The sequence below is a fragment of the Streptomyces sp. YIM S03343 genome, from assembly GCF_054729195.1.
This window is the reverse complement of record NZ_JBPUKX010000001.1, coordinates 2635085-2660822: the sequence shown is the minus strand read 5'-3', so window position 1 is coordinate 2660822 and position 25738 is coordinate 2635085. Positions and strand designations below refer to the sequence as shown.

The 25738-nt window shown below is 72.4% G+C and carries 19 protein-coding genes and 1 pseudogene; 10 read left to right on the top strand and 10 right to left on the bottom strand.

The genetic code is table 11. The annotated features are described in order from the left end of the window. Positions 1–63 precede the first annotated feature (63 nt). From ACSYGN_RS11200 to ACSYGN_RS11175, 6 genes are all read right to left on the bottom strand, one after another. Entirely contained in the window at positions 64–1194 is a 1131-nt protein-coding gene (locus tag ACSYGN_RS11200; protein ID WP_460394433.1) for an LOG family protein, read from the bottom strand. 52 nt (positions 1195–1246) lie between these two features. Further along, on the bottom strand, positions 1247–1654 hold the full coding sequence (locus ACSYGN_RS11195) for a VOC family protein (RefSeq protein ID WP_460394431.1): 408 nt from the start codon (positions 1652–1654) through the stop codon (positions 1247–1249). Positions 1655–1816: 162 nt separating this feature from the next. Further along, complete coding sequence (locus tag ACSYGN_RS11190; RefSeq protein ID WP_460394429.1) at positions 1817–3226, bottom strand: hypothetical protein; 1410 nt, start codon at positions 3224–3226, stop codon at positions 1817–1819. Beyond that, positions 3208–3948, bottom strand: a complete 741-nt coding sequence (locus tag ACSYGN_RS11185; protein ID WP_460394427.1) for an ABC transporter ATP-binding protein — start codon at positions 3946–3948, stop codon at positions 3208–3210. The genes ACSYGN_RS11190 and ACSYGN_RS11185 overlap by 19 nt, the downstream gene beginning before the upstream one ends. Positions 3949–4226: 278 nt before the next feature. Beyond that, a complete protein-coding gene (locus ACSYGN_RS11180) occupies positions 4227–5591 on the bottom strand; it encodes an aspartate aminotransferase family protein (RefSeq protein WP_460403379.1) in 1365 nt (454 codons plus the stop codon). A 14-nt stretch (positions 5592–5605) separates the two neighbouring features. Next, positions 5606–6121 carry an Lrp/AsnC family transcriptional regulator gene (locus tag ACSYGN_RS11175; RefSeq protein WP_460394425.1) on the bottom strand — a complete coding sequence of 172 codons (516 nt, stop codon included), beginning with the start codon at positions 6119–6121 and terminating at the stop codon, positions 5606–5608. A 243-nt stretch (positions 6122–6364) separates the two neighbouring features. On the opposite strand from ACSYGN_RS11175, the gene ACSYGN_RS11170 reads away from it, so the two are divergent. The 8 genes from ACSYGN_RS11170 (at position 6365) to ACSYGN_RS11135 (ending at position 17968) form a co-directional block, all read left to right on the top strand. Further along, on the top strand, positions 6365–7813 hold the full coding sequence (locus ACSYGN_RS11170; RefSeq protein WP_460394423.1) for a gamma-aminobutyraldehyde dehydrogenase: 1449 nt from the start codon (positions 6365–6367) through the stop codon (positions 7811–7813). 298 nt (positions 7814–8111) lie between these two features. Next, positions 8112–9305 carry a polyamine ABC transporter substrate-binding protein gene (locus ACSYGN_RS11165; protein WP_460394421.1) on the top strand — a complete coding sequence of 398 codons (1194 nt, stop codon included), beginning with the start codon at positions 8112–8114 and terminating at the stop codon, positions 9303–9305. A gap of 268 nt (positions 9306–9573) precedes the next feature. Next, a complete protein-coding gene (locus ACSYGN_RS11160; RefSeq protein WP_460394419.1) occupies positions 9574–12162 on the top strand; it encodes a glycosyltransferase in 2589 nt (862 codons plus the stop codon). Continuing rightward, entirely contained in the window at positions 12162–13826 is a 1665-nt protein-coding gene (locus ACSYGN_RS11155; RefSeq protein ID WP_460394417.1) for an ArnT family glycosyltransferase, read from the top strand. Before ACSYGN_RS11160 ends, ACSYGN_RS11155 begins: the two co-directional genes overlap by 1 nt. Continuing rightward, complete coding sequence (locus tag ACSYGN_RS11150; RefSeq protein WP_460394415.1) at positions 13823–15214, top strand: alkaline phosphatase family protein; 1392 nt, start codon at positions 13823–13825, stop codon at positions 15212–15214. The genes ACSYGN_RS11155 and ACSYGN_RS11150 overlap by 4 nt, the downstream gene beginning before the upstream one ends. Next, positions 15211–15555, top strand: a complete 345-nt coding sequence (locus ACSYGN_RS11145) for a hypothetical protein (RefSeq protein ID WP_460394413.1) — start codon at positions 15211–15213, stop codon at positions 15553–15555. The genes ACSYGN_RS11150 and ACSYGN_RS11145 overlap by 4 nt, the downstream gene beginning before the upstream one ends. Further along, entirely contained in the window at positions 15552–16862 is a 1311-nt protein-coding gene (locus ACSYGN_RS11140) for a hypothetical protein (protein ID WP_460394411.1), read from the top strand. The genes ACSYGN_RS11145 and ACSYGN_RS11140 overlap by 4 nt, the downstream gene beginning before the upstream one ends. Further along, on the top strand, positions 16859–17968 hold the full coding sequence (locus ACSYGN_RS11135) for a glycoside hydrolase family 71/99 protein (protein ID WP_460394409.1): 1110 nt from the start codon (positions 16859–16861) through the stop codon (positions 17966–17968). Before ACSYGN_RS11140 ends, ACSYGN_RS11135 begins: the two co-directional genes overlap by 4 nt. Positions 17969–17989: 21 nt before the next feature. Here ACSYGN_RS11135 and ACSYGN_RS11130 read toward each other — a convergent pair whose 3' ends face one another. From ACSYGN_RS11130 to ACSYGN_RS11120, 3 genes and pseudogenes are all read right to left on the bottom strand, one after another. Beyond that, on the bottom strand, positions 17990–19762 hold the full coding sequence (locus ACSYGN_RS11130; protein ID WP_460394407.1) for a purple acid phosphatase family protein: 1773 nt from the start codon (positions 19760–19762) through the stop codon (positions 17990–17992). Positions 19763–19966: 204 nt separating this feature from the next. Further along, positions 19967–20680, bottom strand: coding sequence for a glycerophosphodiester phosphodiesterase (locus ACSYGN_RS11125; protein WP_460394405.1), 714 nt, complete (start codon positions 20678–20680; stop codon positions 19967–19969). A gap of 37 nt (positions 20681–20717) precedes the next feature. After that, positions 20718–21861: pseudogene (locus ACSYGN_RS11120) on the bottom strand (adenosine deaminase). 717 nt (positions 21862–22578) lie between these two features. Here ACSYGN_RS11120 and ACSYGN_RS11115 point away from each other — a divergent pair. Continuing rightward, positions 22579–23076 carry a DUF4190 domain-containing protein gene (locus ACSYGN_RS11115; protein WP_460394403.1) on the top strand — a complete coding sequence of 166 codons (498 nt, stop codon included), beginning with the start codon at positions 22579–22581 and terminating at the stop codon, positions 23074–23076. A 269-nt stretch (positions 23077–23345) separates the two neighbouring features. Here ACSYGN_RS11115 and ACSYGN_RS11110 read toward each other — a convergent pair whose 3' ends face one another. After that, complete coding sequence (locus tag ACSYGN_RS11110) at positions 23346–23900, bottom strand: NADAR family protein (RefSeq protein ID WP_460394401.1); 555 nt, start codon at positions 23898–23900, stop codon at positions 23346–23348. A gap of 209 nt (positions 23901–24109) precedes the next feature. Between ACSYGN_RS11110 and ACSYGN_RS11105 the strand changes: the two genes are divergently transcribed. After that, positions 24110–25681 carry a gamma-aminobutyraldehyde dehydrogenase gene (locus ACSYGN_RS11105; protein ID WP_460394399.1) on the top strand — a complete coding sequence of 524 codons (1572 nt, stop codon included), beginning with the start codon at positions 24110–24112 and terminating at the stop codon, positions 25679–25681. The last annotated feature ends 57 nt before the right edge of the window (positions 25682–25738 follow it).

The following is a 25738-nucleotide window of genomic DNA, read 5'->3' as shown; positions in this document are numbered from 1 at the left end:
TCTATAAGGACGCCGTAAGGGGTGTCAACGTCAATGTCCGCAAAGGGTGTTGACTTTACCCTCTCATTGCCCGGCGAGACGTTTCAACGCCTCCGGAGCCTCCTCGATCCGGTCGACAAGGGCTATATGGGACTCCATCGCCCGCCCGCGGGCCAGAGCCTGCAACAACGGCCAGGCGGGAAGCCGTTCGGTCCAGTGCGCCCGGTCGACGAGCACCATCGGAGTGGGCTCGCCGCGCGACTCGTAGTAGTTCGGCGTCCCGTTGTCGAAGATCTCCTGTACGGTCCCGGCGGCGCCCGGCAGGAACACCACCCCGGCGTTGGAACGGGCCAACAGGCCGTCCTCGCGGGTGGCGTTGGCGAAGTACTTGGCGATGTGCGAGGCGAACGCGTTCGGCGGCTCATGGCCGTAGAACCAGGTCGGGATACCGACGGACGACTCGCCGTCCGGCCACCGCTTGCGCACGTCGAAGGCGGCGCCCGCCCAATCACTCACCGACGGTGCGAAGTTGGGTGCCGCCGCCAGCAGCGGGAGCGCCTCGTCGAGCGCGGAATCGTCGAACGGGGCAAGGTACGCACCGAGGTTGGCCGCCTCCATGGCGCCGGGGCCGCCTCCGGTGGCCACCGTGTAGCCGGCGCGGGCCAGTTCACGGCCGAGGTGCGCGGCAGCGCCGTACCGCGCCGTCCCGCGCGCCATCGCGTGACCGCCCATCACGCCCACCACCCGTGCCCCGACGAGGAGTTCGTCGAGCGCGTCGGAGACGGCGTCGTCGTGGACGGCACGCAGCATCGACGCGAAGACGTCGCCGTCGGCCTTCGTCCGCTGGAACCAGGCGTACGCGCGGGCGTCCGGTGTCGCCTCGTAGCCGTCCTTGCCGAGCGACTCGAACAGTTCCTCGGGGGTGTAGACGAACCCCCGGTACGGGTCGAAGGGCAGTCCGGGCACCGGCGGGAACACCAGGGCCCCGGCGGACCGCACCCGGGCGGCCGCGTCGGGGTCCATGGGGCAGCCGAGGAACACGGCGCCCTCGGTGTCCAAGGTGAGCAAGTCCGTTGTGCGGCCGGTCAGATCGACGGCCTGCACTCGGTACCGGGCGAGCGTGCCCTCGGCGGCGACGACCTCGTCGAACTCGGCGAGGGACTCTATCTCGCGGTCGTGGGCGGCGCGATGGGGTTGGGCGGGTATCGGAAGCACCCGCCCACTCTAGGTGTCCCCTCTGGGTGTCCCCTCTACGAGGACGGTCGGTTCAGCCCTGTACCGCCGCCGGGTCCATCCACATGATCTCCCAGGTGTGGCCGTCGATGTCGTCGAAGGAACGGCCGTACATGAAGCCGTGGTCCATCGCCTCCGAGGTGGCTGTGCCGCCCGCCGCGATCGCCTTGTCGACCAGCTCGTCGACCTTCTCGCGGCTCTCGGCGCTCAGACACAGCAGGACCTCGCTGGTCCGGGCGGAGTCGGCGATCTCCTTGTCCGTGAAGTCCGAGTAGCGCTGCTTGCTCAGCAGCATCGCGACGATCGTGTCGCTGATCACGACGCAGACGGAGTCGTCGGTGGTGAACTGCGGATTGATCGTGTAGCCGAGCTCGGTGAAGAACTTCTTCGACGCGTCGACGTCGTCGATGGGCAGGTTCACGAAGATCATCTGCTGGTACATGGGGCCTCCCGTGGCATCGTGCCGTTCACCGCCGTGTGGCTTCCGGTGGCTTCCGATGGCGTTCAGCGGTGTTCGGTGGTGTTCGGTGGTCTGTTCGGTGGGTAGACCCGGGGCCGCCGAAGAACTCATCGGCGGTCCGGGAATTCCCGTCGCCGGACGCGCCTACGACGTCAGCGGGAGCGCCGCGAGGGACGCCACGGCCACGGTGAGCGGCCCGAACACGGCGAGCAGCGCACCCGCGCGCAGCAGCGCCGCGCTGCGCAGCAGCGTCGCCGGGGCGCCGAGCCGCAGCAGGGCCGCCATGGTGTCCGCGCGGGCCAGCCTGGCCTCCACGGCGGCGGTCAGCAGCGTCGCGACCGTGCACCCGGTGACGAGCAGCGCGCCCAGGACGGTCAGCGGGCCGAACGCGGGGCCGCCCGGACCGTGCAGCGTGCTCATCGCGTACCCGCCCGCCGTCACCGCGCACACCACGCCCAGCGGACGGCCGATCCGGTGCGCCTCCGCCATCAGGACTCGTCCGCCGAGCAGCCGGAGGGGGCCGGGGCGCACGGCCTGGAGCAGCCGACCGGAGAGATACGTCAGCCCGGGACCGGCCAGGGCCAGCCCCAGCGCGGTCAGCAGCCAGCCGACGAGCACCCCGGCGGGGCCGCCCGCGAGCCCGCCGGGCATGGTCACCCCGCCCGGCGCGGAGGCGCGGCCCGCATAGGACTCCACGGTCAGCCCGGCGGCGGTGACGGCGATCCCCCAGGGCAGTCCACGGGGTGCTTCGTGCGGCGCCGGCTGCGGCGGCGCGGGCGTTGGCACGGCGGGGAGGGCCCCGGCCCAGGCGGGGGGTGCGGGCGCCGGGTCTGCCGCGTCCGCCGAGCCCGCCGCGCTTTCGGGCGAGGGCGAGGACGAGGACGAGGCCGACGGCGACGGCGGGGGCGGGACCGAAGTGCCGGTTCCGGCGCCGTCAACGGCCCCCTCACCGGCCCGGCCCGCGCCCTGCCCCGGCCCGCGCCGCCAGCCGAAACGCCCGTACGACGCTGCCGTACCGCCACCCGCCGGCCTCCGCCGCTTCTCCCGTGGCCGCAGGACCATCGCCACCGCCAGCGACGCCGTCACCGGTGGCAGCGCGAGGAGGGTCACCGCGCCCGGCACCGGAAGGGGCAGGCCTGCCGCGAGGAAGTCGGTGGCGGCCGTGCCGGCGAGCGGCAGGGCGGTGAGGTCGCCGCGCAGCTGGAGGAAGCAGAGCAGGGCGACCGCCGAGCCCAGCGTGCCCGCGAGGGCGGTCGTGGTCGCCGAGACGGCCATCAGCCGCCCCGGGCCCAGCCCGATCGCGGACAGTCCGGGGCGCGGCCGGGTGCCGGGGTCGGTGCGGGCCACCGCGACCGCGAGGTACACGGTGGCGGCCAGCGGCACCGCACACCAGGCGAGCCGCAGCGCCGACGCGCCGGCCGCCTGCGGATGGCCCACCGCGTGGCCGAGCACGCACAGCAGCAGGAAGGCGGTGCCCGCCGACGCCACCGCCACCAGCAGCCGGCGCAGTTGTACGGCGGGCCGCGCGCCGCGGCTCAGACGGAGAGCGAGCACGCGGCCCGGCCCTCCGTCTCGGTGACCGGTGGCAGATGCACGGTCGTCACGCACCGCCCGTCCAGCAGCGGCACCGTGCGGTCGGCGAGCGCCGCGGTCTCCGCGTCGTGGGTGGCGAGCACGACGGTGATGCCGTGCGAGCGGGCCGCCGTGGTGAGCGTGCGCAGCACATGCCCGCGGTCGGCGCGGTGCAGCGGGGCCGTCGGCTCGTCGGCGAACAGCACCGTGGGGGAGGGGGCGAGGGCCCGTGCGATGGAGACGCGCTGGCGCTCGGCCTGCCGCAGTTCGCCGGGGCGTTTGCGGGCCGTGTCACCGACGTCGAGACGGTCCAGCCACTCCTCGGCCGCCGTCCTGGCCCGGCGGCGGCTGGTGCCGCGCAGCATCAGGGGCAGAGCGGTGTTCTCCCAGACGGTCAGCTCGGGCACCAGCACCGGCGCCGGGTCGATCCAGCCGAAGCGGTCGCGGCGCAGCCGTTCCCGGGCGAGCGGGCCCATGGTGTGCACCGGCTTGCTGTTGAACCACACTTCGCCCCGCTGCACCCGCGCGAGCCCCGACAGACAGCGCAGCAGCGTTGTCTTGCCGCTGCCGCGCGGGCCGCCCAGGGCGAGGATCTCGCCCTCGCGGACACCCAGCGAGACACCGCTCAGCGCGGGCGAGCCGTCGGGGTGGGTGAAGTGCAGGGACCGTGTCCAGAGCACGTCGTTGTCCGGCGGGGCCACCATCGCGTACACCTCGGTTCAGATCAGGAATGCCGTACGAAATGCAGTGCGAAATGCCGTGCGAACGCTGTGCGAACGCCGTGTGTGGAAAGCGAAGTCCCCCTTACGGGGGAACGAAGGCAGGGCCGATCGGTCACTGGTGGGCACGCTAGGCAGGCGGCGGCGCCGCACCGGACAGCACGCGGCCCCGGGCCGCCGTTTCTCACTCGAACGGACGGCGCCGGGGCCGGAGTTGTCGCAGGATCAGCCGATCACACCGCGGGCGGTGTGTGCGGCCAGGTTCAGAGCTTCGTCCACGCCTCCGTGAGCGTCGCCCGCAGGATCTGCTCGATCTCGTCGAAGGTCCCCTGGTCGGAGATCAGCGGCGGGGCGAGCTGCACGACCGGGTCGCCGCGGTCGTCGGCACGGCAGTACAGGCCGTTCTCGAAGAGGGCCTTGGAGAGGAAGCCGTAGAGGACGCGCTCGGTCTCCTCCTCGTCGAAGGACTCCTTCGTCGCCTTGTCCTTGACGAGCTCGATGCCGTAGAAGAAGCCGTTGCCGCGGACATCGCCGACGATCGGCAGGTCGTGCAGCTTCTCGAGGGTGGACAGGAACCCGGCCTCGTTGTCGAGGACGTGCTGGTTGATGCCCTCGCGTTCGAAGAGGTCCAGGTTCGCCAGGCCCACGGCCGCGGAGACCGGGTGGCCGCCGAAGGTGTAGCCGTGCAGGAAGGTGTTGCCGCCCTGGTAGAAGGGCTCGGCGAGGCGGTCGGAGACGATGCACGCGCCGATCGGGGAGTAGCCCGAGGTCATGCCCTTGGCGCAGGTGATCATGTCCGGTATGTAGTCGAACTTGTCGCAGGCGAACATGGTGCCGAGGCGGCCGAAGGCGCAGATGACCTCGTCCGAGACGAGCAGCACGTCGTACTTGTCGCAGATCTCGCGCACCCGCCGGAAGTAGCCGGGCGGCGGCGGGAAGCAGCCGCCGGCGTTCTGCACGGGCTCCAGGAAGACCGCGGCGACGGTGTCCGGGCCCTCGAAGAGGATCTGCTGCTCGATCTGGTCGGCGGCCCAGCGGCCGAACGCCTCGGGGTCGTCGCCGTGGATCGGGGCGCGGTAGATGTTGGTGTTGGGGACCTTGTGCGCGCCCGGCACCAGCGGCTCGAAGGGCGCCTTCAGGGCCGGCAGACCGGTGATCGACAGGGCGCCCTGCGGGGTGCCGTGGTAGGCGACCGCGCGGGAGATCACCTTGTACTTGGTCGGCTTGCCGACGAGCTTGAAGTACTGCTTGGCGAGCTTCCAGGCGGTCTCGACGGCCTCGCCGCCGCCCGTGGTGAAGAAGACCTTGTTCAGATCGCCGGGCGCGTGGTGCGCGAGCCGCTCGGCCAGCTCCACGGCCTTGGGGTGGGCGTAGGACCACACCGGGAAGAACGCCAGCTCCTGGGCCTGCTTGAACGCCGTCTCGGCGAGTTCCGTGCGGCCGTGACCGGCCTGGACCACGAACAGACCCGCGAGACCGTCCAGGTAGCGCCTGCCCCGGTCGTCGTAGATGTAGGTGCCCTCGCCGCGGACGATCGTCGGCACAGGGGAGTTCTCGTACGAGGACATGCGGGTGAAGTGCATCCACAGGTGGTCGTACGCGGTTCGGCTGAGGTCCTTCGAGGGCACGGATGAGGTCACGGTTATCGGGTTCCCCACATGTAGGTCTGCTTCTTGAGCTTGAGATAGACGAAGCTCTCGGTGGAGCGCACGCCGGGCAGCGCCCTGATGCGTTTGCTGATGACGTCCAGCAGGTGGTCGTCGTCCTCGCAGACGATCTCGACCAGGACGTCGAACGAGCCCGCGGTCATCACCACGTACTCGACCTCCGGCATGGCGGTCAGCGCGTCGGCCACCGGTTCGAGCTCGCCGTCGACCCTGATCCCGACCATCGCCTGGCGGCGGAAGCCCACGGTGAGCGGGTCCGTCACGGCGACGATCTGCATCACGCCCTGGTCGAGCAGCTTCTGGACGCGCTGGCGCACGGCCGCTTCTGACAGGCCGACGGCCTTGCCGATCGCGGCGTACGGCCGGCGGCCGTCCTCCTGGAGCTGCTCGATGATGGCGAGGGAGACGGCGTCCAGATGGGGGGTGCCGTTCCTGGACTCGCGGGAGTCCCTCGGTTCTGCGCTTCGACTGGCCACGGCCTCACTGTGCACGACCTCTCGACGGTTTCGCAAGGCCGTAGCGATGAAATTCGTTGTTTACGCGGCTGAGACTTGCGGAATCCGTAGTATTGCTCCGATCGAGGGTGTTGAAAACGTGGACCTGACGATTAGGGTGGGTGTCTCAGTGACTGGACGGTCACGCTCGCCGGGACCGGTCAGACCCGCATCCACCCGCAGTGGGAATGCGTGAAGTACCCCGAGGCAACCCCGACCCAACCCGACAGGAGGCCGGCAGTGAGCACCGAGCTGCGTCGTTTGCGCAACCACATCGACGGTGAGTTCCGGGACGCCGCCGACGGACGGACCACCGAGGTGGTCAACCCCGCGACCGGCGAGGCGTACGCGACCGCTCCGCTGTCCGGACCGGCCGACGTGGACGCCGCCATGGCGGCAGCCGCGGCGGCCTTCCCGGGCTGGCGCGACACCACCCCGGCCGAGCGTCAGCGGGCCCTGCTGAAGATCGCCGACGCGTTCGAGGAGCGCGCGGAGGAACTGATCGCCGCCGAGGTGGAGAACACCGGCAAGCCGGTCGGGCTCACCCGCTCCGAGGAGATCCCGCCGATGGTGGACCAGATCCGCTTCTTCGCGGGCGCGGCGCGGATGCTGGAGGGCCGCGCGGCCGGCGAGTACATGGACGGGATGACGTCGATCGTCCGGCGTGAACCGGTCGGCGTCTGCGCGCAGGTCGCGCCGTGGAACTACCCGATGATGATGGCCGTGTGGAAGTTCGCCCCGGCGATCGCGGCGGGCAACACGGTCGTCCTGAAGCCGTCCGACACCACGCCCGCCTCCACCGTCCTGATCGCCGAGATCCTCGGCTCGATCCTGCCCAAGGGCGTCTTCAACGTCATCTGCGGCGACCGCGACACCGGCCGGCTGATGGTCGAGCACCCGACCCCGGCCATGGCCTCCATCACCGGCTCGGTGCGCGCCGGTATGTCGGTCGCCGAGTCCGCCGCCAAGGACGTCAAGCGCGTCCATCTGGAACTGGGCGGCAAGGCGCCAGTCGTCGTCTTCGACGACCTCGACAGCACGGCCATCGCCAAGGCCGTCGAGGACATCTCCGTCGCGGGCTTCTTCAACGCCGGGCAGGACTGTACGGCGGCCACCCGCGTCCTCGTCCACGAGTCCGTCCACGACGAGTTCGTGGCGGCGCTGGCGAAGGCGGCGGCCGAGACGAAGACCGGCCTCCCGGACGACGAGGACGTGCTGTACGGCCCCCTCAACAATCCGAACCAGCTCCAGCAGGTCTCCGGCTTCATCGAGCGGCTCCCTGCCCACGCCAAGGTCGAGACGGGCGGTCACCAGGTCGGCGAGAAGGGCTACTTCTACGCCCCGACCGTTGTCTCCGGCCTCCAGCAGACCGACGAGATCATCCAGCGGGAGGTCTTCGGCCCGGTCATCACCGTCCAGTCCTTCACCGACGAGGACCAGGCCGTCGAGTGGGCCAACGGCGTGGAGTACGCCCTCGCCTCGTCCGTCTGGACCAAGGACCACGGCCGCGCCATGCGCATGTCCAAGAAACTCGACTTCGGCTGCGTCTGGATCAACACCCACATCCCGCTGGTCGCGGAGATGCCGCACGGCGGCTTCAAGAGGTCCGGCTACGGCAAGGACCTGTCGGCGTACGGCTTCGAGGACTACACGCGCATCAAGCACGTGATGACGTCGCTGGAGGGCTGATCTCGGACCCGGTCCGTCATCGCCGGGCGGGCTCAGGAGACGAGCCCGCCCAGTGATCGTCGTGGGTGTCGTGAAATCAGCCCATCCGGCGTTTGAGGAGCGGGGGTACGGGGGCGGAGCCCCCGGGACGGGAAGGGCAGGGGCGGCGGGGGCGAGGAAACCACCCCCCGCACGCGTGGACTTCGCGGCACCGCGGGCGCTTCATGGCGTGACGGGTCGACACGGTGTCGCGCCCCGCCCCCCGCGCTCGACGGGCCGTCCATTGCCCGGTCCCCGGAGGGCCCGGCATCCTTCCCGGATGGCACTCCTCCCGCCCGCCCCCCGGGCCCCCTCCCGCCGTTCGCTGCTGCGCGCCCTCGGCGGCACGGCCGTGCTCGGCGCGCTCGCCGGCTGCGGGGTGCCCGCGGCCTACGTCGCCCCGGGCGACCGCGCCGGCACCGATCTGTCGGCCACCGACAAACGGCTCACCTGGGCGAACTGGCCGCTCTACATCGACACGGACGACGACGACCCGGGCCGCCGCCCCACGCTGGCGGCGTTCGAGAAACGCACCGGCGTCTCCGTCGACTACGTCGAGGAGATCAACGACAACGACGAGTTCTTCGGCAAGATCAGCCCCGCTCTGATGAACCGTCAGCAGACCGGCCGGGACCTGATCGTCGTCAGCGACTGGATGTGCGCGCGGTTCGTACGGCTCGGCTGGGTCGAGGAGATGGACCGCGCCCGCCAGCCGCATGTGACGACGAACCTCGACCCCCTGCTGCGCTCGCCCGCCTTCGACCCGGGCCGCAAGCACACCGTGCCGTGGCAGTCCGGCATCACCGGCATCGCCTACGACCACCACAGACTCGGCCGTGAGATACGGCAGGTGTCGGACCTGTGGGTCGACGACCTCAAGGGCCGGGTCAGCCTGCTCTCCGGTCTGGACGAGGCGTTCGCGCTGCTGATGCAGGGCAACGGCGTGGACGTCACCCGGTGGACGGCCCATGACTTCCACACCGTGTGCGACCAGGTGGAGAGGCAGGTCTCCCGCGGCCAGATCCGCCGCTTCACCGGCAACGACTACACCAAGGACCTGGTCAGCGGAGACGTCCTGGCCTGCCAGGCCTACTCCGGCGACGTCATCCAGCTCCAGGCCGACAACCCCGGCATCCGCTTCGTCGTCCCCGAGGAGGGCGCCGAACTCTGGGCGGACTCCCTGATGATCCCCGACCATGCCCGCCACAAGGCCAACGCCGAGGACCTGATCGACTACTACTACGAACCCGAGGTCGCCGCCGAACTGGCCGCCTGGGTCAACTACGTCTGCCCCGTCCCCGCCGCCCGCGAGGTCCTGGCGAACGCCAAGGACAAGGACACAGCCGCCCTGGCCGACAACCCCCTGATCTTCCCGGACACCACGATGCGCAGCCGCCTCGCGATCGCCCGCGACATCACCTCGACGGAACGCCTGGAGTTCACCAAGCGCTGGAACCGGATCGTGGGGCTGTAACAAGGAGTTCGGGGTCGTCCCGCTGTATGTCGTACGGAAGAAGATCAAGCGGCTGGAGGCACTTACGGCCACTGCGGGGGCCGGGGCGGCGGCTGCCGTCGCGTAGGTCTGACCGGCGGCCCCGGCGTCCTTGGCGGGTTCACCGCATATTCACCATTTGTTAGCGCATTTCTTGACCTCGCACTCGATGCGGGGGAAACTAGCTGGTACGTCGTACGTTTACGCCGTATATGTACGGCCCGCACTCCCGTCTGGAGGCGGTTGAACGATGGATCGCACCCGCACCGACCCTCCGCCCTGCCTGGATCTCAACCGGGCCGTGAGGGAGACCCCGCCCCGTCTCACCGTCGTCGTACCGACCCGCAACGAGAGGGAAGCCGTTCCCCTGCTGCTGCGGGCGCTGGGGCCCGCCTTCGCGGACCTCGGTGCGGAGTTCCTCCTGGTCGACGACAGCGACGACGACACCCCCGCAGTCGCCGCACGGTACGCGGCGGGGTGTCCGGAACCCGTGCGCCTGCTGCATCGGGCGCCCGGGGACCGGGCCGGTGGTCTGTCGGGTGCGGTGCTCGCCGGGGCGCGCCTGGCCCGCGGCAGCTGGGTGCTGGTCATGGACGCCGATCTCCAGCACCCGCCCCGGGCCGCGGCGGCGATCGCCCGGACCGCCCTCGGGCACGACGTGGACATCGTCGTCGGGACACGGCACGCCGGATCAGGCTCCAGCGGCGGGCTCGGCGGCGTGGGACGGGTCGTCGTCTCCACGGGCAGTGCGGTCCTCGCGAAGATGTTCTTCCCGCGCCGGCTGGCCGGGGTCAGCGACCCGATGAGCGGGCTGTTCGCGTTCCGCAAGGACGCCGTCGGCCTGGACCGGCTGGATCCGCTCGGCTTCAAGGTGCTGCTGGAGATCCTGGTCCGCAATCCCGCCGCGCGGGTCGCCGAGGTCGCCTACACCTTCGCGCCGCGTGCCGTGGGCCGCTCCAAGGCGTCCCTCCGCGAAGGGCTCACCTTTCTGCACCATCTGGTGCGGCTGCACCGTTCGTGCCGCCGCGGCGGCGGACAACGCGCCCGGGAATTCCGCCGGTTGCTCGCTTTCGGGTTCGTCGGGCTGACCGGGATCGGCGTCAACACCGCCGCCCTGTGGCTGCTGTTCCACGTGCTGGGCGTGCCGCCCCTGTTCAGTGCGGCGGTGGCCACCCAGGTCTCCACGGCCTGGAACTTCGCCCTCGTCGAAGGCGTCGTCTACCGGGGCGCGGGCAACGGCACCCGTCCCGGCCGAGCCGTCCGCTTCTTCACCCTCAACAACCTTCTGCTGCTCGGACGGCTCCCCGTCCTGGCCCTGCTGATCGGCTGGGGTGCCGGCGTCCTCCCCGCGAACATCCTCACCCTCGTCGGACTGTTTCTGCTGCGCTTCCTGTTCAGCGACCGCGTCATCTACGCCGCCGGCGGCGCCGGTTCCGGCGTACGACGCGACCCGGTGCGCACCCTCGTCGACCCGCAGGCCCTCGCACCCGACCCGGCGTCCACCCCGGCGTCCACGTTCCAGCCCGCGCCTGTCCCGACCTCCACGAACCTGTCCGCGCCCGCTCCGGCCGCGCCCGCTCCGGCCGCGCCCGCTCCGGCCGAGCCCGTGCACCGCCCCCGCCACGCCCACCGCCGCACCCGCTATCTGGCGTACCGTTACGACGTCGCCGGACAGGTCACCATCGGCTCCCAGATCCCGCTGCCCGAGCTGGAGTTCTTCCGCGCCCAGTGGCTGCCGCCGGACTGCGACATCGTCGTACGGGCTGCTGACATCGGCAGCCGCAGGCCGCACCACCGGGCCGCCATGACCGAACTCGCCCGCCCGGCCGACGAACGGCCCACCCGACTGCGCTACGAGGAGCAACTCGGCCGTCTCGGCGCCAACTTCAGCGTCGATCTGGGCGATGCGATCACCGTCGAGGTCAGCCCGCTGCTGGCGCGCTCGCCGCACGTCGTCTACACCAACATCGTCGAGGCGCTGCTGCGCTTCGTGCTGGTGCCGCGCGGCTGGATGCTGCTGCACTCCGCGTGCATCGACCTCGACGGCACCGGTGTGATGCTGTCCGCCCTCACCGACACCGGCAAGACCGCCACGGTCCTCAGACTGCTGCGCGAACACGGCGGCTGCTTCCTCTCCGACGACATGACCCTCGTCGACGCCGCGGGACACGCCCTGTGCTTCCCCAAGCCGCTCACCATCAGCGCCCACACCCTGCGCGCAGTCCACGCCGACGATCTCACCGGCCACGAGTGGACCCGGCTGCGGTGGCAGAGCCGGCTGCACTCCAAGGGCGGCCGCTCGTTCGCCCTGACCCTCGCCCGCCTCAACATCCCCATCATGGCCATCAACGCCGTCACCCAGATCCTGGTGCCGCCGCCCAAGTACGCCGTCGACCGGCTCGTGCCGTGCGCCATCGGCACCGCGACCGTCGTACAGGACCTGTTCGTCATAGAGCGCGGTACGCCCCGGCTCGCCGACATCCCCCACGACGAGGCGGTGGGGCGGCTGCTGGCCAACACCGAGGACGCGTACGGCTTCCCGCCTTTCCGCCAACTGGCGCCCGCCCTCAGCGTCGCCGGGTTCGACCACACCCAACTGCGGCTGAGAGAACGGGAGATCCTGTGCGGCTTCCTCACCGGCGTTCGTGTCAGGGCGCTCGCCTCCGACTGCTTCGGCTGGGCCGACGTGATCCCCCGACTGCTGGCCCGGGACGGTCTGCCGATCCAGGCCACCGGCCAGGTGGACGGCGACCGACGGCCGCACTGGGACTGGCGGTTCGACACCCCGCTCGCCCCGCCGGCCGCCGTCCGCGCGCTGCCCGCCGGAGGCGCCTCATGATGCGGCAGGCCAGAGCACTGCTCACCGGCACGGCCTGCCAGGTCCGCAGCCTGACCGCCCTCACCACAACCCGGCCCGCCCCGCAGGACGCCCACTCCCCGGACGACGCCCACGCCCCACCCCCCGGCCCCCCGGACGGCACCCCCCACCGCCGCCACCGGCTCCCCGCCCGGCTCATCCCCAAGGCCGTCGCCGCGGCCCCCCTCACCGCGATCCTCGCCCTCGCCACGCTGCTGCGCTTCTGGGACCTGAACGCCACCGGCTTCAACAGCGACGAGGCCGTCTACACCGGTACCGCCGCCTCCCTCGCCGGGGACCCCACGCTCCAGCAGTTCTTCCCGGTCTTCCGCGCCCACCCCCTGCTGCTGGCCACCCTCCTGTCCGGCGTCCTCGGCCGCGGCATCGACGACTACTCGGCCCGCGCCGTGACGGCGGCCATCGGGGTGCTGTGCGTGGCCCTCACCTACGGACTGGCCAGACGGCTCTACGGCCCCAGAGCCGCCTCGGCCGCGGCGCTGCTGCTCGCCGTCATGCCGTACCACGTCGTCGTCAGCCGCCAGGTGCTCCTCGACGGGCTGCTGACGCTGTGTGCCACCGGTGCGCTGTACTGCGTGGTCCGGTACGTCGAGAGCGAGCGGGCGGTGTGGCTGGCCGCCGCCGGGGCCGCGCTGGGCGCCACCGTCCTCGCCAAGGAGACCGGTGTGGTGTTCCTCGGCTCGCTGTACGGCTTCTTCGCGTTGACGCGCGGCGTCCCGGTGCGGCCCCGCCCTCTGCTGGGGGGCCTCGCGGCCATGCTCGCCGTGTCCCTCGCGTTCCCGCTGGCGACGGTGGTGTCGGGCCGTCACACGACCGGTCAGAACTATCTGCTCTGGCAGCTGTTCCGGCGCGCCAACCACCACGCCTGGTTCTACGCGTTCACCCTCCCCGGAGCGATCGGCTGGGGCGTGCTCGCCGCAGCGGCGGCCGGGCTGGTGTGGCTGCGGCGCGACGCGACCTGGCGTGAGCCGCTGCTGCTGTGGTGGATCGCCGTACCGCTGGTGTTCTTCACCGTCTGGCCCGTCAAGGGCTACCCCTACCTGCTGCCCCTGACCCCGCCGCTCGCCGTGCTCGGCGGACGCACCGTCGCCGCCGTCGCCCGGCTGCGCCTGCCCCGGCTCGCCCCGGCCGCCGCCCTGCTGGCCGCCCTCGGCCTCGCGGCCTCCCTTGCGGTGCCCGCCGTCCAGCGGATCGATCCCGCGCCCACCGGCACGCAGCTCGCCGGGGCGGGCGGCCTGCCCGGTGGACGGGAAGCCGGACACTGGGTGCGCGACCACGCCCCGCCGGGCGCCCGGCTTCTCGCGGGGGGCCCGTCGCTCGCCAACGTGCTCCAGTTCTACGGCCACCGCCAGGTCTCGGCGCTGTCCGTGACCGGCGGCACACGGCAGCACAACCCGGCGTACGTGCCGGTGCGCAACCCCGACCGCGCACTGCGCGACGGCCGGTTCCAGTACGTCGTATGGGACTCGTACACCGCCGCCCGCTCGCCCTTCTACGGCGACCAGGCCCGCGCACTCGCCGACAAGTACCACGGCATCGCCGTCTACACCGGCGTCGAGCGGGTCCGCTCCGGGAGCGGACATGCGGACCGCGAGACCATCGTGATCTACCGGGTGCGTGCGTCATGACAGCCCCTCACCTGCCCGCCACGAAGGCCCGGCGTCGGCTGCCGACCGCGCCGGCCGCTCTGGCCGCGCTGGCCGCTCTGGCCGCCGCCCTGCTGGTGCTGACGCTGATCCCGGCGACCGCCGCGCACGCGGCCCGGCAGCCGGAGCCCCGGCCCGTCACCCCCATCCGGCACTTCCTCTTCCTCATGCAGGGCGGCCGGACCTTCGACAACTACTTCGGCACCTACCCCGGCGCCGACGGATTCCCGCGCGGCACCTGCCAGCCCCGTTTCACGCAGGACCCCTCCCGGGGGTGCGTGGCACCGTTCGCGCTGCACGGCACCGTGCCGCCCGTGCTGTCGCCGACCCGCACGACCGTCGCCGACCAGCTGAACGGCGGCCGCATGGACGGCTTCGTCTCCGCCTACACCCGGCAGGGCCGCGACGGCGCCACCGCCATGGGCCACTACGACGGCCGCGACCTGCCCTTCAGCTGGGCGGCCGCCCGCACCGGCACCCTCTTCGACCGCTTCTTCTCCGCCACCCCCTACGGCACCGCCACCCAGCGCTCCTACTGGGTGTCCGGTGCTCCCGCACCCGGCGGCGGCGACACCGTGCCGGCCGGCGGCTACGGCAACCGGCCCACCCTCTTCGACCGGCTCCAGAAGGCGGGCGTGAGCTGGAAGTTCTACGTCGAGGGCTACCGGCCTCAGCAGAGCTGGCGCACCCCCGGAGCCACCCAGCCGGTCCGTGTCCCGCTGCTCGGCTACGCCCGTTTCACCGACGACCCCGCTCTGCGCGGCCACATCACCGGCCTCGACCAGTACTACCGGGACCTCGACAACGGCAGCCTGCCGTCCGTCGCGTACCTCGCCACCAACGGCTCCGCCGAACGCTCGGCCCGCTCCGTGCCCGCCGGTCAGAAACTCATCCGCTCCCTGGCCACCCAGCTCATGCTCAGCCGCTACTGGGACAGCTCCGCGCTGCTGTGGAGCTACGACAGCTCCGGCGGCTGGTACGACCACGTCACCCCGCCCCGCGCGGTCGACGGACCCCGCGGCCCGCGCGTCCCCGCGGTGCTGCTCAGCCCCTACGCCAGGCCCGGCCACGTCGACCACACCGTGCTCGACTCCACCAGCGCGCTGCGCTTCGTCGAGGACAACTGGCGGCTGAAGCCGCTCGCCGCACGGGACGCGGCGGCCGCGAGCCTCACCGGCGCGTTCGACTTCCGCCACGGCCCGCGCACCCCGCAGATCCTCCCGGCCGCCCCCCACCGTCACCTCGTGGGCCGGGTCGACTCACCGGCGATCTACGCCGTCTACGGCCCCGCGGCCCTCGCCGCCCTGGCCCTGGCAGCCTTCGCCGCCTTCCGGACCCGCCCCACCACCCGGGAAGGAGCAAGCCGGTGAACCTCCGCCGGTCCCGACGCCTCATCGCCCGCGCACTGCTCGCCGCGGTGCTGACGGTGCCGGTCCGGGCGGTCCTCGTGGCCGCCGCCAGGGTGTGCGGCCTTGCGGGGCGCTACCGCCGTCCGGGAAGGAGCGAGCCGGTGATCTGCCGGTCCTTCCGCTGTTCCGGTCGTCTCGGCCTCCGTCTGCCGTGGAGCGGGGTGCTGCCGGTGTCCGCCCGGGCGGTCCTCCCGGCCGTGGCCGGGCCATGCGGCCCGTGGCGCACTCGGGTCCTGCTTCGGCTCGGGGCCCACCGGCCTGCGGCCCGCAGTCCCGCCGTCCCGGAAGGAGCACCCCGGTGAACCCCCGTCAGTCCCGGCACCAACGCCGTTGCCTCGGCCACCTGCTGTCGCTCCTCGCCGTGCCGCTGGTGCTCGCCGCGTCGGTCCTGGCCCCGACCGCCGCAGCCGCGCGGCCCGCAGGGCCGGACGGTACGACCGGGGAGGCCGCTGCGGCGAGCGCCGTAACCGGGCCGCCCGCCCCCGCAGCCGTCGTGGCGGGGCAGCCCGCCGCGGCGGCTGCTGTAGCCGCGCGGCCCGCGGCGGCGGATGGCGGTTCCGGGCAGCGCCCCTCGTCGGTCTCCGCGCCCGCGTCGCCCGCGTTCTCGCACCGTGCCGCCCACCGTCAGGTCACCGTCGGCTTCCGTACCGTGCCCGCCGTGGCCGGGGTGCGGATCGCGTTCGGCGGGCGGGTGCTGGTCACCGATGCCGCGGGACACGCCAGTTACACCGGCCCTGCGACCACTGCACGGCAGACCCTCGCCCTGCTCGACACCACCGTCGACACCGGGCGGCGCCACTACCGCTTCGCCCGCTGGACCGGGCAGCGCGACCCCGACCAGGCCTACCGCCCCGTCGTGCACGGGCTCTTGCTGCGCGCCGACCACACCGTCACGGCGGCGTTCACCGTGGCCTACCCCGTGACCGCACGCTTCACCGACCAGCACGGCGCCCTCCTCGACCCCGCCCGCATCACGAAGGCCACCGTGAAGAGCTCCACCGGCCGCATCACCGACCTCCCCACCCGCGGCACCACCTGGCTCGACGGCGCCGTCCCCGTCCACCACGGCGGCCGTGTCGAGCTCATGCCCGTCACCTACTCCCTCCAGAGCCTCGTCTACGACGGTGCCCAGCTCGCCGACGCCGGGCGGCAGCGCTTCAACCCCGCCACCGGACGCACCGTCACCCTCGTCGGCCCCTTCCACGACCTGACCGTCACCGCACACGACGCCGTCTTCGGCGGTCACACCGGTCGGCGGGCCGATGTCACAGGACCGGACGGCACCGTGCGCTCCGTACGGTTCGGCCCGCACCACACCGCCGTCCTCACCCATCTGCCGCGCGGCCGCTACCGTGTGGCGGTCCGGGTGCCCGGCGGGGTGGTGGCCGAGCAGGAGTTCCAGCTGTCCCGGTCGCGGACCGTGGACACCGCCGTGATCACCCCGCTCGATCTCTCCTCGGCCGCGGTGTCCCTGCTCGTGATGGCCGGCGGTGTGCTCCTGATCCGGCGGGTGCGCACGGCACAGCGGCATCCGGGCGGGCCGGACGACCCGGCCGCTCCGGGAGCGAGGTCCGGCGACCGTGCCGGGGCCGGGGCAGGCCGGCCGTGAGGCGCGCCCTCACCCTGCTCGCCGCCGTACTGCTGTGCTGCCTGTCCGTCCTCGGCTGTGCCCCGGACCGGCCGCCGCCGGCCGCTCCCAGGGCCGCCGCCCGGCCCGCCGTGCCGCTGCTGGCGTACTACTACCCCTGGTACGACCCTGCCTCCTGGCGGCGCGGCAAGTCCGATCTGCCGCTCCTGGGCCGCTACTCCAGCGCCGACCCGCGCGTCGTACGGCAGCACATCCGGTGGGCGAAGTCCGCAGGCATCGACGGTTTCATCGTCAGCTGGAAGGACACCCCCCGCCTCGACGGCCGGCTCGACCTGCTCATCAGGACCGCCCGCGCCGAGCACTTCAAGCTCGCCATGATCTACCAGGGCCTGGACTTCTCCCGCCGCCCCCTGCCCGTGGACCGTGTCGCCGCTGACTTCCGCGCCTTCCGCGACCACTACGCCCCCGACCCGGTCTTCCTGCGACTGGGCGGCCGCCCCCTCACCCTCTTCAGCGGCACCTGGAAGTACACCCACGACCAGGTCGCCCGCATCACCGCCCCCGTACGCCCCGCGATGCTGGTGCTGGCGACGGAGAAGAACCCGGCGGGCTGCCGGCGGCTCGCCGACGTCACCGACGGCGACGCCTACTACTGGTCGTCCGCGGACCCGTACAGCACCGGTGGTGACGCCCCCGCGAAACTGCGCGCCATGGGCCGCACCGTGCATGCCGACGGGCACTACTGGATAGCGCCGTTCGCCCCCGGCTTCGACGCCCGCCTCGTCGGCGGCACCAGCACGGTGCCGCGCCGCGACGGAGCGACCCTGCGCGCCGAGTACGCGGCCGCCGTCCGCTCCTCGCCCGACGCGCTCGGTCTGATCAGCTGGAACGAGTTCAGCGAGAACTCCCAGGTCGAGCCGAGCAGGACATTCGGCACCCGCTATCTCGACGTGCTGCGCACCCTGCACGGCACCCTTCCCGCGTCCTTGTCGGCCGCGGGCGCCGATTCCAGCGACGGGTCCGCACGGCCCGGTGCGGCGCGGGCGCTGCTCGCCGCGGCCGGGGTGACGGTCCCGGCCGTGGCGGTCGCCTGCGCCGCGGCGTGGCGGCGGCGCAGGCGACCGTAGCCCTGCGGGCTGTGCCGAAGATCAGCAGACGGCCGGCATACTCGACGACGCGGTGTTCCCCGCGAGGTCACGGGCCGCCACACGGTAGAGATGACTGCCCGGGCAGGCGACCGGCCGGTCGGTGTACGTCCGGGTGCCCGGCGTCACGGTCGCCAGGTACTGGCCGTCGCGGTAGACGTCGTACGCCGCCACCGCCTTGTTGTCCGAACTGGCGTTCCAGCTCACCCGCACGGTGTTCTGGCCCTGGCGCCGTGCGCTCAGCCCGCCGGGCGCCGTGGGGGCGGTGGCGTCGGGGCCGAAGTCGTAGGTCTGCTGGTCGAAGACCGTGCCCAGCGAGTCGGTGGGCGCGACGGTGACCTGGTTGCCGTTCACCGTGATCTTCAGGAAGTGGAACACCTGGGAGTCACTGGTCGGGGCGGGCGCCGAACCGCACCGCCTGCCCGAGTTCGAGGAGTACGACCAGCTGATGCCGTAGGCGTCGGTCGAGGAGCAGCCGCGGCCCGCGAAGCCGCTCAGCCTGGCGCCGCCGCCCCCGGTGACGTAGCTGACGACACCGCCGGGCGGGGCGATGTTGCGCTGGTAGATGTGGGCATGGCCGTTGAGGACCAGGCCGACGCCGTTGTCGTGCAGCAACTGTTCCAGGGTGTCGGTGCTGCCCGGGTTGTTCTTCAGATAGTCGTCGTCCGGCTCGGTCGAGTCGTCGGAGCGCAGCGGGAAGTGGAACGCGGCGATCTTGATGCCGCCGGGATGCGCGGCCAGGTCCTGCGCCAGCCACTGGTACTCGGCGGCCGCCGGTGTCCAGTGCGCGTCGTGGTCCACCTCGTACCCGGCGCACCGCGAGCCGCAGGCGCCGCCGGTCGCGTCGCCCGTGTTGGTGTCGGACCAGGAGGCGTCGAGCATGTAGACGCGGACGTTGCCGGTGGAGAAGGCGTAGTACGTCGACGGGTAGCTCGCCGGGGTCGAGCCGTCGATGGAGGGATAGTCCTCCATGACGTACTTGCCGCCCGAGGCCGTGGCGGTCGCCGTCTCCGGCCAGGTGGTCAGGAGCGTCTGGTTGCGGCCGTGGTTGCCGTTGATCGAGAAGTACGGGATGCGCTGCCCGGGCACGGCCCAGTACTGCGGCCCGAAGACGGCGCTGATGTTGACGCCGGTCTGGTTGAGATCGCCGTAGTTGGTGGGGGTGCCGCCGGGGTAGGCCACGTCACCGGTGGTGAGCGCGAAGCGGACGCCGCTGCTCGCCAGCCGGGACAGCAGATTGGCCTGGTTGACGTTGAGGGAGCCGTCGTTGACACCGTGGTTGGTGGTGTCGCCCCAGTCGCCGAACGCGGCGAAGGTGACGGGGCTCGTGCCGCCCTCGGCCTGGAGGGTCCTGAAGTCGGGGGAGGTGTTGGTGCCGAGGAGGTCGGTCTGAGGGGTGGTGCCGGTGTAGATCCGGTAGCAGTACGGGGTGTCGGCGGCGAGCCCGGTCACCGCGACCGAGTTGGTGTACTCCCGCACGCCGTTGATGGTGGTCGGTGAGCCCAGCACGGTGGACTGCACGGTGTTCGCGGTGCAGTTGCCGAGCGGCCCGTACTTGACGATGCCCCGGCTCTGGGTGCTGGTGGCCCAGTTGACGCGGACGCCGCCGGTGGTGAGGTCGGTGAGGTAGGGCGCCCGCGTCAGCTGCGGGTCGGCGCCCGGCAGATCGGCGTGCGCCGAGCCCGGCAGGGCGGCCGCGGCCGCCATCGCGAGGAACGCGGCGGCCGAGGCGCGGGCCAGATGCCGCCTGCGGCGTCTGGCCGTGGGGGCTGTCACGGATGGTTGCATGGGGTTCCCGCCAAGGGTCGAAGTGATCGGTGCTGACAACGACCGGCTCATCGGCGCGCGCCGTACGGGGGCGCGTCGGTGAGGGGTCTTCAGCGCGCGTGCGCGCATGGGATGTCGTTACCGTCACCACGGGGCGGAAGGGGCGGCTTGCCGGGACGACCCGTCCGGGGTTCACCCGACCGGGCCTGCCGGTCAGGCTTCCCGGGGCTCCCGGGGGCCGTCGTGGGTGTCGCGCAGGGTGCACAGGACGTCGATGCGGTTCGTGGTGATCGAGTCGACGCCGAGGTCGATGAGACGGCGCATGGAGCGGCGGGTGTCCGGGGTCCACACGGACAGCAGATATCCGTCCCGGTGGACACGGGCCGCCAGCTCGCGGTCGATCAGGGTGAAGCGGTAGTTGAGCCAGCGCGGCTTCACCGCGGCCAGCAGGGCGGGCCGCGGCGGGGCGAGTGTCGTCCAGGTCAGGGCGATCTCGGCGGCCGGGTCGGCGGCCCGGACCGCCAGCATGGCGGTGGCGTCGGCGCAGTAGTACACGCGGTCCTGCGCGCCGCACGCGCGCACCGCGTCCACGATCCGCCGCGCCGCCCGCGGGTCGCGCATGCCGGGCAGGTCGACCATCACCCGGGTGCCCTCCGTCGCGGCCAGCGCCTCCGCCAGCGGGGGCACCCCGCCCTCCGTGACCCCGCGCACCTCGTCCGCGGACAGTGCGGACAACGGGCGGTCCAGCTCCCACAGCCGCGAAAGCGTCTCGTCGTGCAGCAGCACGGGTACGCCGTCCCGGGTCAGCCGTACGTCGAACTCGACCGCGTCCGCGCCCAGGTCGAGCGCGGCACGCAGCGAGTCGGTGGTGTTCTCACGGAAGCGGTAGGGGGCGCCGCGGTGGGCCACGGCGGTCACGGTCTGCATGGTCACCATTGTGCGGGCAGGGTGAAGGGGGCTGGGCTCAGGAGGCGAGCCAGGCCGTCGTGTACGCGTCGATCTCCGCGGTGATACGGGCCTTTCCGGCATCGTCGAGGAAGGAGGCGCTCACCGCGTTCCTGGCCAGGTCGGCCAGGCCGTGCTCGTCGAGGCCGAGGAGGCGGGCGGCGACGGCGTACTCGCTGTTGAGGTCGGTGCCGAACATCGGCGGGTCGTCGGAGTTGACCGTGACCAGTACCCCGGCGCGGGCGAACTCCCTGATCGGGTGCTCGTCGAGGGTGGCGACCGCGCGGGTGGCGATGTTGGAGGTGGGGCACACCTCCAGGGCGATGCCGTGCTCGGCGAGGTGGGCGAGCAGCTCGGGGTCGCGGGCGGAACTGGTGCCGTGGCCGATGCGCTCGGCGCGCAGCTCGTTGATCGCGTCCCACACCGTCTCCGGGCCGGTCGTCTCACCGGCGTGCGGCACGGACCGCAGGCCCGCGGCGATGGCCCGGTCGAAGTACGGCTTGAACTGCGGCCGGGGCACGCCGATCTCGGGCCCGCCGAGCCCGAACGACACCAGGCCCTCCGGGCGCAGCCGGTCGTCCGTGGCGAGCCGCACGGTCTCCTCGGCCGACTCCAGCCCGGCCTCGCCGGGGATGTCGAAGCACCAGCGCAGCACGGTCCCGAAGTCCGCCTCGGCGGCCTTGCGGGCGTCCTCGATGGCGTCCATGAAGGCCCGCTCGTCGATACCGCGCCGGGTCGAGGAGTACGGCGTGACGGTCAGCTCGGCGTAGCGCACCTGCTGGCGGGCCATGTCGCGGGCCACCTCGTACGTCAGCAGCCGGACGTCCTCCGGGGTGCGGATCACGTCGACGACGGACAGATACACGTCGATGAAGTGGGCGAAGTCCGTGAAGGTGAAGTAGTCGGCGAGGGCCTCGGGGTCGGTGGGCACCTTGGAGTCGGGGTGCCGGGCGGCGAGCTCCGAGACGATCCGGGGGGAGGCGGAGCCGACGTGGTGGACATGCAGCTCGGCCTTGGGCAGGCCCGCGATGAAGGGGTGCAGGTCGCGGCCGGGCGTGGGTGCCTGCTGCGCGGCGCGGTGGTCGGACACGGGTTCCTCCCCGGAACGGCGTTCCCGGCGTAGCCCGCTGGGGCGGGGGAACGCGGATGATCGGCTGATCGATGACTCGGGCATCATCGTAGGCCGGACCTGTGGGGACGTTGTGGTGGGCCTTAACATGGCGGAACGCACGCCAGAGGGAGTCCCCGCAGCCATGCCCACCGACACCCCGCCCGACCCTTCCCCCTGGACCCCGCCCACCACCCCCGAGCCTCCTGCCCCGCTCACGGGCACCTCGGCTGAGGCACCGCTTCCGCCCGCCGGTCCGGGTCCGGCTGTGCCACCCGTCGGCCCGGCCGCCCCGCAGGGCGAAGCTCCGGCCGCCTCCTTCGCGGCGCCGCCCGGCCAAGCCCCGGTGAATCCGTTCGCGCCCCCGCCCGAGGAGACCGCCGCATCGCCGTCCTTCACCGCGCCTTCGGACGGCATCCCGCCCCAGCCGAGCCCGTACGCTCCACCGTTCACGCCGGGAACGGCCCCGGTGTCTCCGTTCGCCGGTCCGAGCCCGATGCCCCCTCCCGGACCGCCGACGCCGCCGCCCGGCCAAGCCCCGGTGAATCCCTTCGCACCCCCGCCGGACGAGACCTTCGCGCCTCCCTTCTCCGCCCCGCCCCTGGCAGGCATCCCACCCCAGCCGGACCGCTTCACCCCGCCGGGAACGGCCCCCGTGCCTCCCTTCGCCGGTCCGGCCCCGATGCCCCCGGCCACGGCACCGCTCCCGTTCGCACCCCCCGGAGGACCGCCCGCACCGCAGCCCGGAGCCCCGGCTCACCCCTTCGTGCCCATGCCCGGCGGAGCCACCGCCCCACCCCCTTTCCCCCGGCCGGGCGGTCCGGGCCTGCCCTTGTACGGGCCCCCGGCCCCGTACAACCCCTTCGCCCCACCGCCCCCCGCCGTCTTCGCGCCCGCCTCCCCCCGCGACGAACCCGTCCCGCCGCCCCCCATCGCCCCCGACGGCCCGGGCCAGGTGCCCTACGGCTACCCGGGCGGCCCCGGTGGATACGGCCATCCCTACGGCAGCTGGCCCGGACTGCAGCCGCCGCCGAGCAACGGGACCGGTACCGCGGGCCTGGTGATCGGCGTGCCCGCAGCGCTCGTCTGGTGGCTGTGGCCGCTGAGCATCCTGCTGGGCGGGGTCGCGGTGACCCTCGGCGCGCTGGGCCGCCAGAAGGCGCGCTGCGGCGAAGCGTCCAACGGCACCCAGGCGCTGGTCGCCGTCGTCCTCGGCGCGGTGGGCATCGTCCTCGGCCTGGTGAGAGTCGCCTACCTGATAGCGACCTAGCGCTCCGCTGGGAGTGCCGCGATGTGCCGTCTGCCGTCTGCCGTCTGCCGTCTGCGGCGCCGTCGTGGCTGGTCGCTCCCCCAAGCTCTCAACTTCGTTCGAGCAGGGAGGTATCACCATCGCGGCGGAGCCGCATGGTGACACAGCCCCGCGCCCCTTCAGGGCGCTGCCGAACCGCAGCGGACTTCGCCCGCCCTGCTTGGTCCGACCGAACGGACCCGGGCGCCCCCCGACCCCATCCCCCGACCCCGGCCCCGCTCACCCGCCCGTCACTCCGCCAGCCGCTCCCGCGCCGCCATCAGGGCGAAGCCCAGCAGGTTCAGCCCCCTCCAGTGCTCCGGGTCCGAGGCGGACTCGTTCGACGCCGACATGCCGATGCCCCAGACGCGGTCCCTCGGGCTGGCCTCGACCAGGACCCGGTCGCCGGTGCCGAGAAGGAACTCGCGCAGATCCGCGTGAGCGGCGAACTTGTGGACGCTGCCCTCCACCACTATCTGGAAGCGCTCCCGCTTCCAGACGGCGTCGTCGAAATCGCGCACCAGGCGGCCGGCCTTCTTCGCCTCCGACGGGTGCGCCGCGGCCAGCACCTGTTTCAGTGCCTCCGGGTCCTCGAACAGCCGGGCCTTGCCCACCATCATCCAGTGCTCGGCCGTCTCATAGGTCACCCCGTCCACGGTGAACGGCGACGGCCACCACTGGCTCAGACAGCTCGCGCCGACCTGGCCGTCGGCCCGCGGGCTGTGCCCCCAGAAGTGCAGATACTTGACGCGTGTCCCGGCGCGGACTTCCCTGACCAGGGCGTCCACAGACTCGATCTTCCCCATGCATGCGAGTGTGGCAGCCGCCACTGACAGTCCGTACCTGCTTTTCGACCTCGCCTCGACACCTGGTCGACAGAATTCGTCGTGTAACCGAAAGGCAACAACGGAATCCCTTGTGGGTGTCCCATTGCTCTGTCAGGATCGGCACTCATATCGAGCTGGAGCTACGCCAGCCGCCCCCGTGTGCAGCGGGGCGACCGGAGGAGAGCGACATGCACAACCCGGGTACTGCCACCCCGGACCGATTCCCCGCACCGGCGCGTTTCGCGGACGGTGCGCAATTCATAGCGGGCCGCCCGGCCAAGGGGACGTCGGGCCGTACGCACACAGTCGTCGACCCGGCCACCGGCGAGGACGTGTACACCTACGAGCTGGCCGGAACCGACGACGTGGACGCCGCGGTCGCCGCCGCCCGCGCCGCGTTCCCGGCGTGGGCCGGGGCCACCCCGGGGGAACGCTCCGACGCGCTGCACCGCTTCGCCGCGGTGCTCGCCGACCGCGCCGAGGAGTTCGCGCGCGCGGAGTCCCTCCAGTGCGGCAAGCCGCTGAAGCTGACCCGTGAGTTCGACGTCCCGGGCACGATCGACAACACCGCCTTCTTCGCGGGCGCCGCCCGGCTCCTCCAGGGGCAGTCGGCGGGCGAGTACTCCGGCGACCACACCTCGTACGTCCGCCGTGAGCCCATCGGTGTCGTCGGCTCCATCGCGCCCTGGAACTACCCGCTCCAGATGGCCGCGTGGAAAATCCTTCCGGCGATCGCCGCGGGGAACACCATCGTCCTCAAGCCCGCCGAACTCACCCCGCTCACCTCCCTCCTGTTCGCCCGCGCGGCGACCGACGCCGGCATCCCCGACGGGGTCGTCAACATCGTCAGCGGGACGGGGCGGGAGGCCGGTGAGCATCTGGTCGGCCACCCGGACGTGGCCATGACCTCCTTCACCGGCTCCACCGCCGTGGGCAGGCGCGTCGCGGAGATCGCGACCGCCACCGTCAAACGGATCCATCTGGAGCTCGGCGGCAAGGCACCGTTCGTCGTGTTCGACGATGCGGACCTCGACGCCGCCGTCAACGGCGCGGTCGCGGGCGCCCTCATCAACACCGGCCAGGACTGCACCGCAGCCACGCGCGCGTACGTACAGCGCCCGCTCTACGAGGCGTTCGTCGAGCGGACCGCAGCGCTGATGGAGACCGTCCGGCTCGGCGACCCCTTCGCGCCCGGCACCGACCTCGGCCCGCTGATCTCGCACGCCCAGCGCGACCGCGTCGCCGCCTTCGTCGACCGGGCCCGCGGATACGCCCGCGTGGTGACCGGCGGCGAGGTCCCGCACGGAGGTCTGCAGGGAGACCCCCTGGGGCATCCGCGGGGAGATCTGAAGAACGGCGCCTACTACCGCCCCACCCTGATCGCCGACGCGCCGCAGGACAGCGAGATCGTCCAGTCCGAGATCTTCGGCCCCGTGCTCGTCGTCCTGCCCTTCGACACCGACGACGAGGGCATCCGCCTCGCCAACGACACCCCGTACGGCCTCGCGGCCTCCGCCTGGAGCCGCGACGTCTACCGGGCGAACCGCGCCACCCGCGAGATCAGGGCGGGCTGCGTCTGGGTCAACGACCACATCCCGATCATCAGCGAGATGCCCCACGGCGGCTACGGCCGGTCCGGCTTCGGCAAGGACATGTCCACGTACTCGTTCGAGGAGTACACCCAGATCAAGCACGTCATGTTCGACAACACGGCGGTGGCCGCCAAGGACTGGCACCGCACCGTTTTCGGGGACCGATAGCAGACCGGAGCCGGCCGCGCGGCCCGCGGCCGCCCCCTCCCGAAAGGGCACCACGCG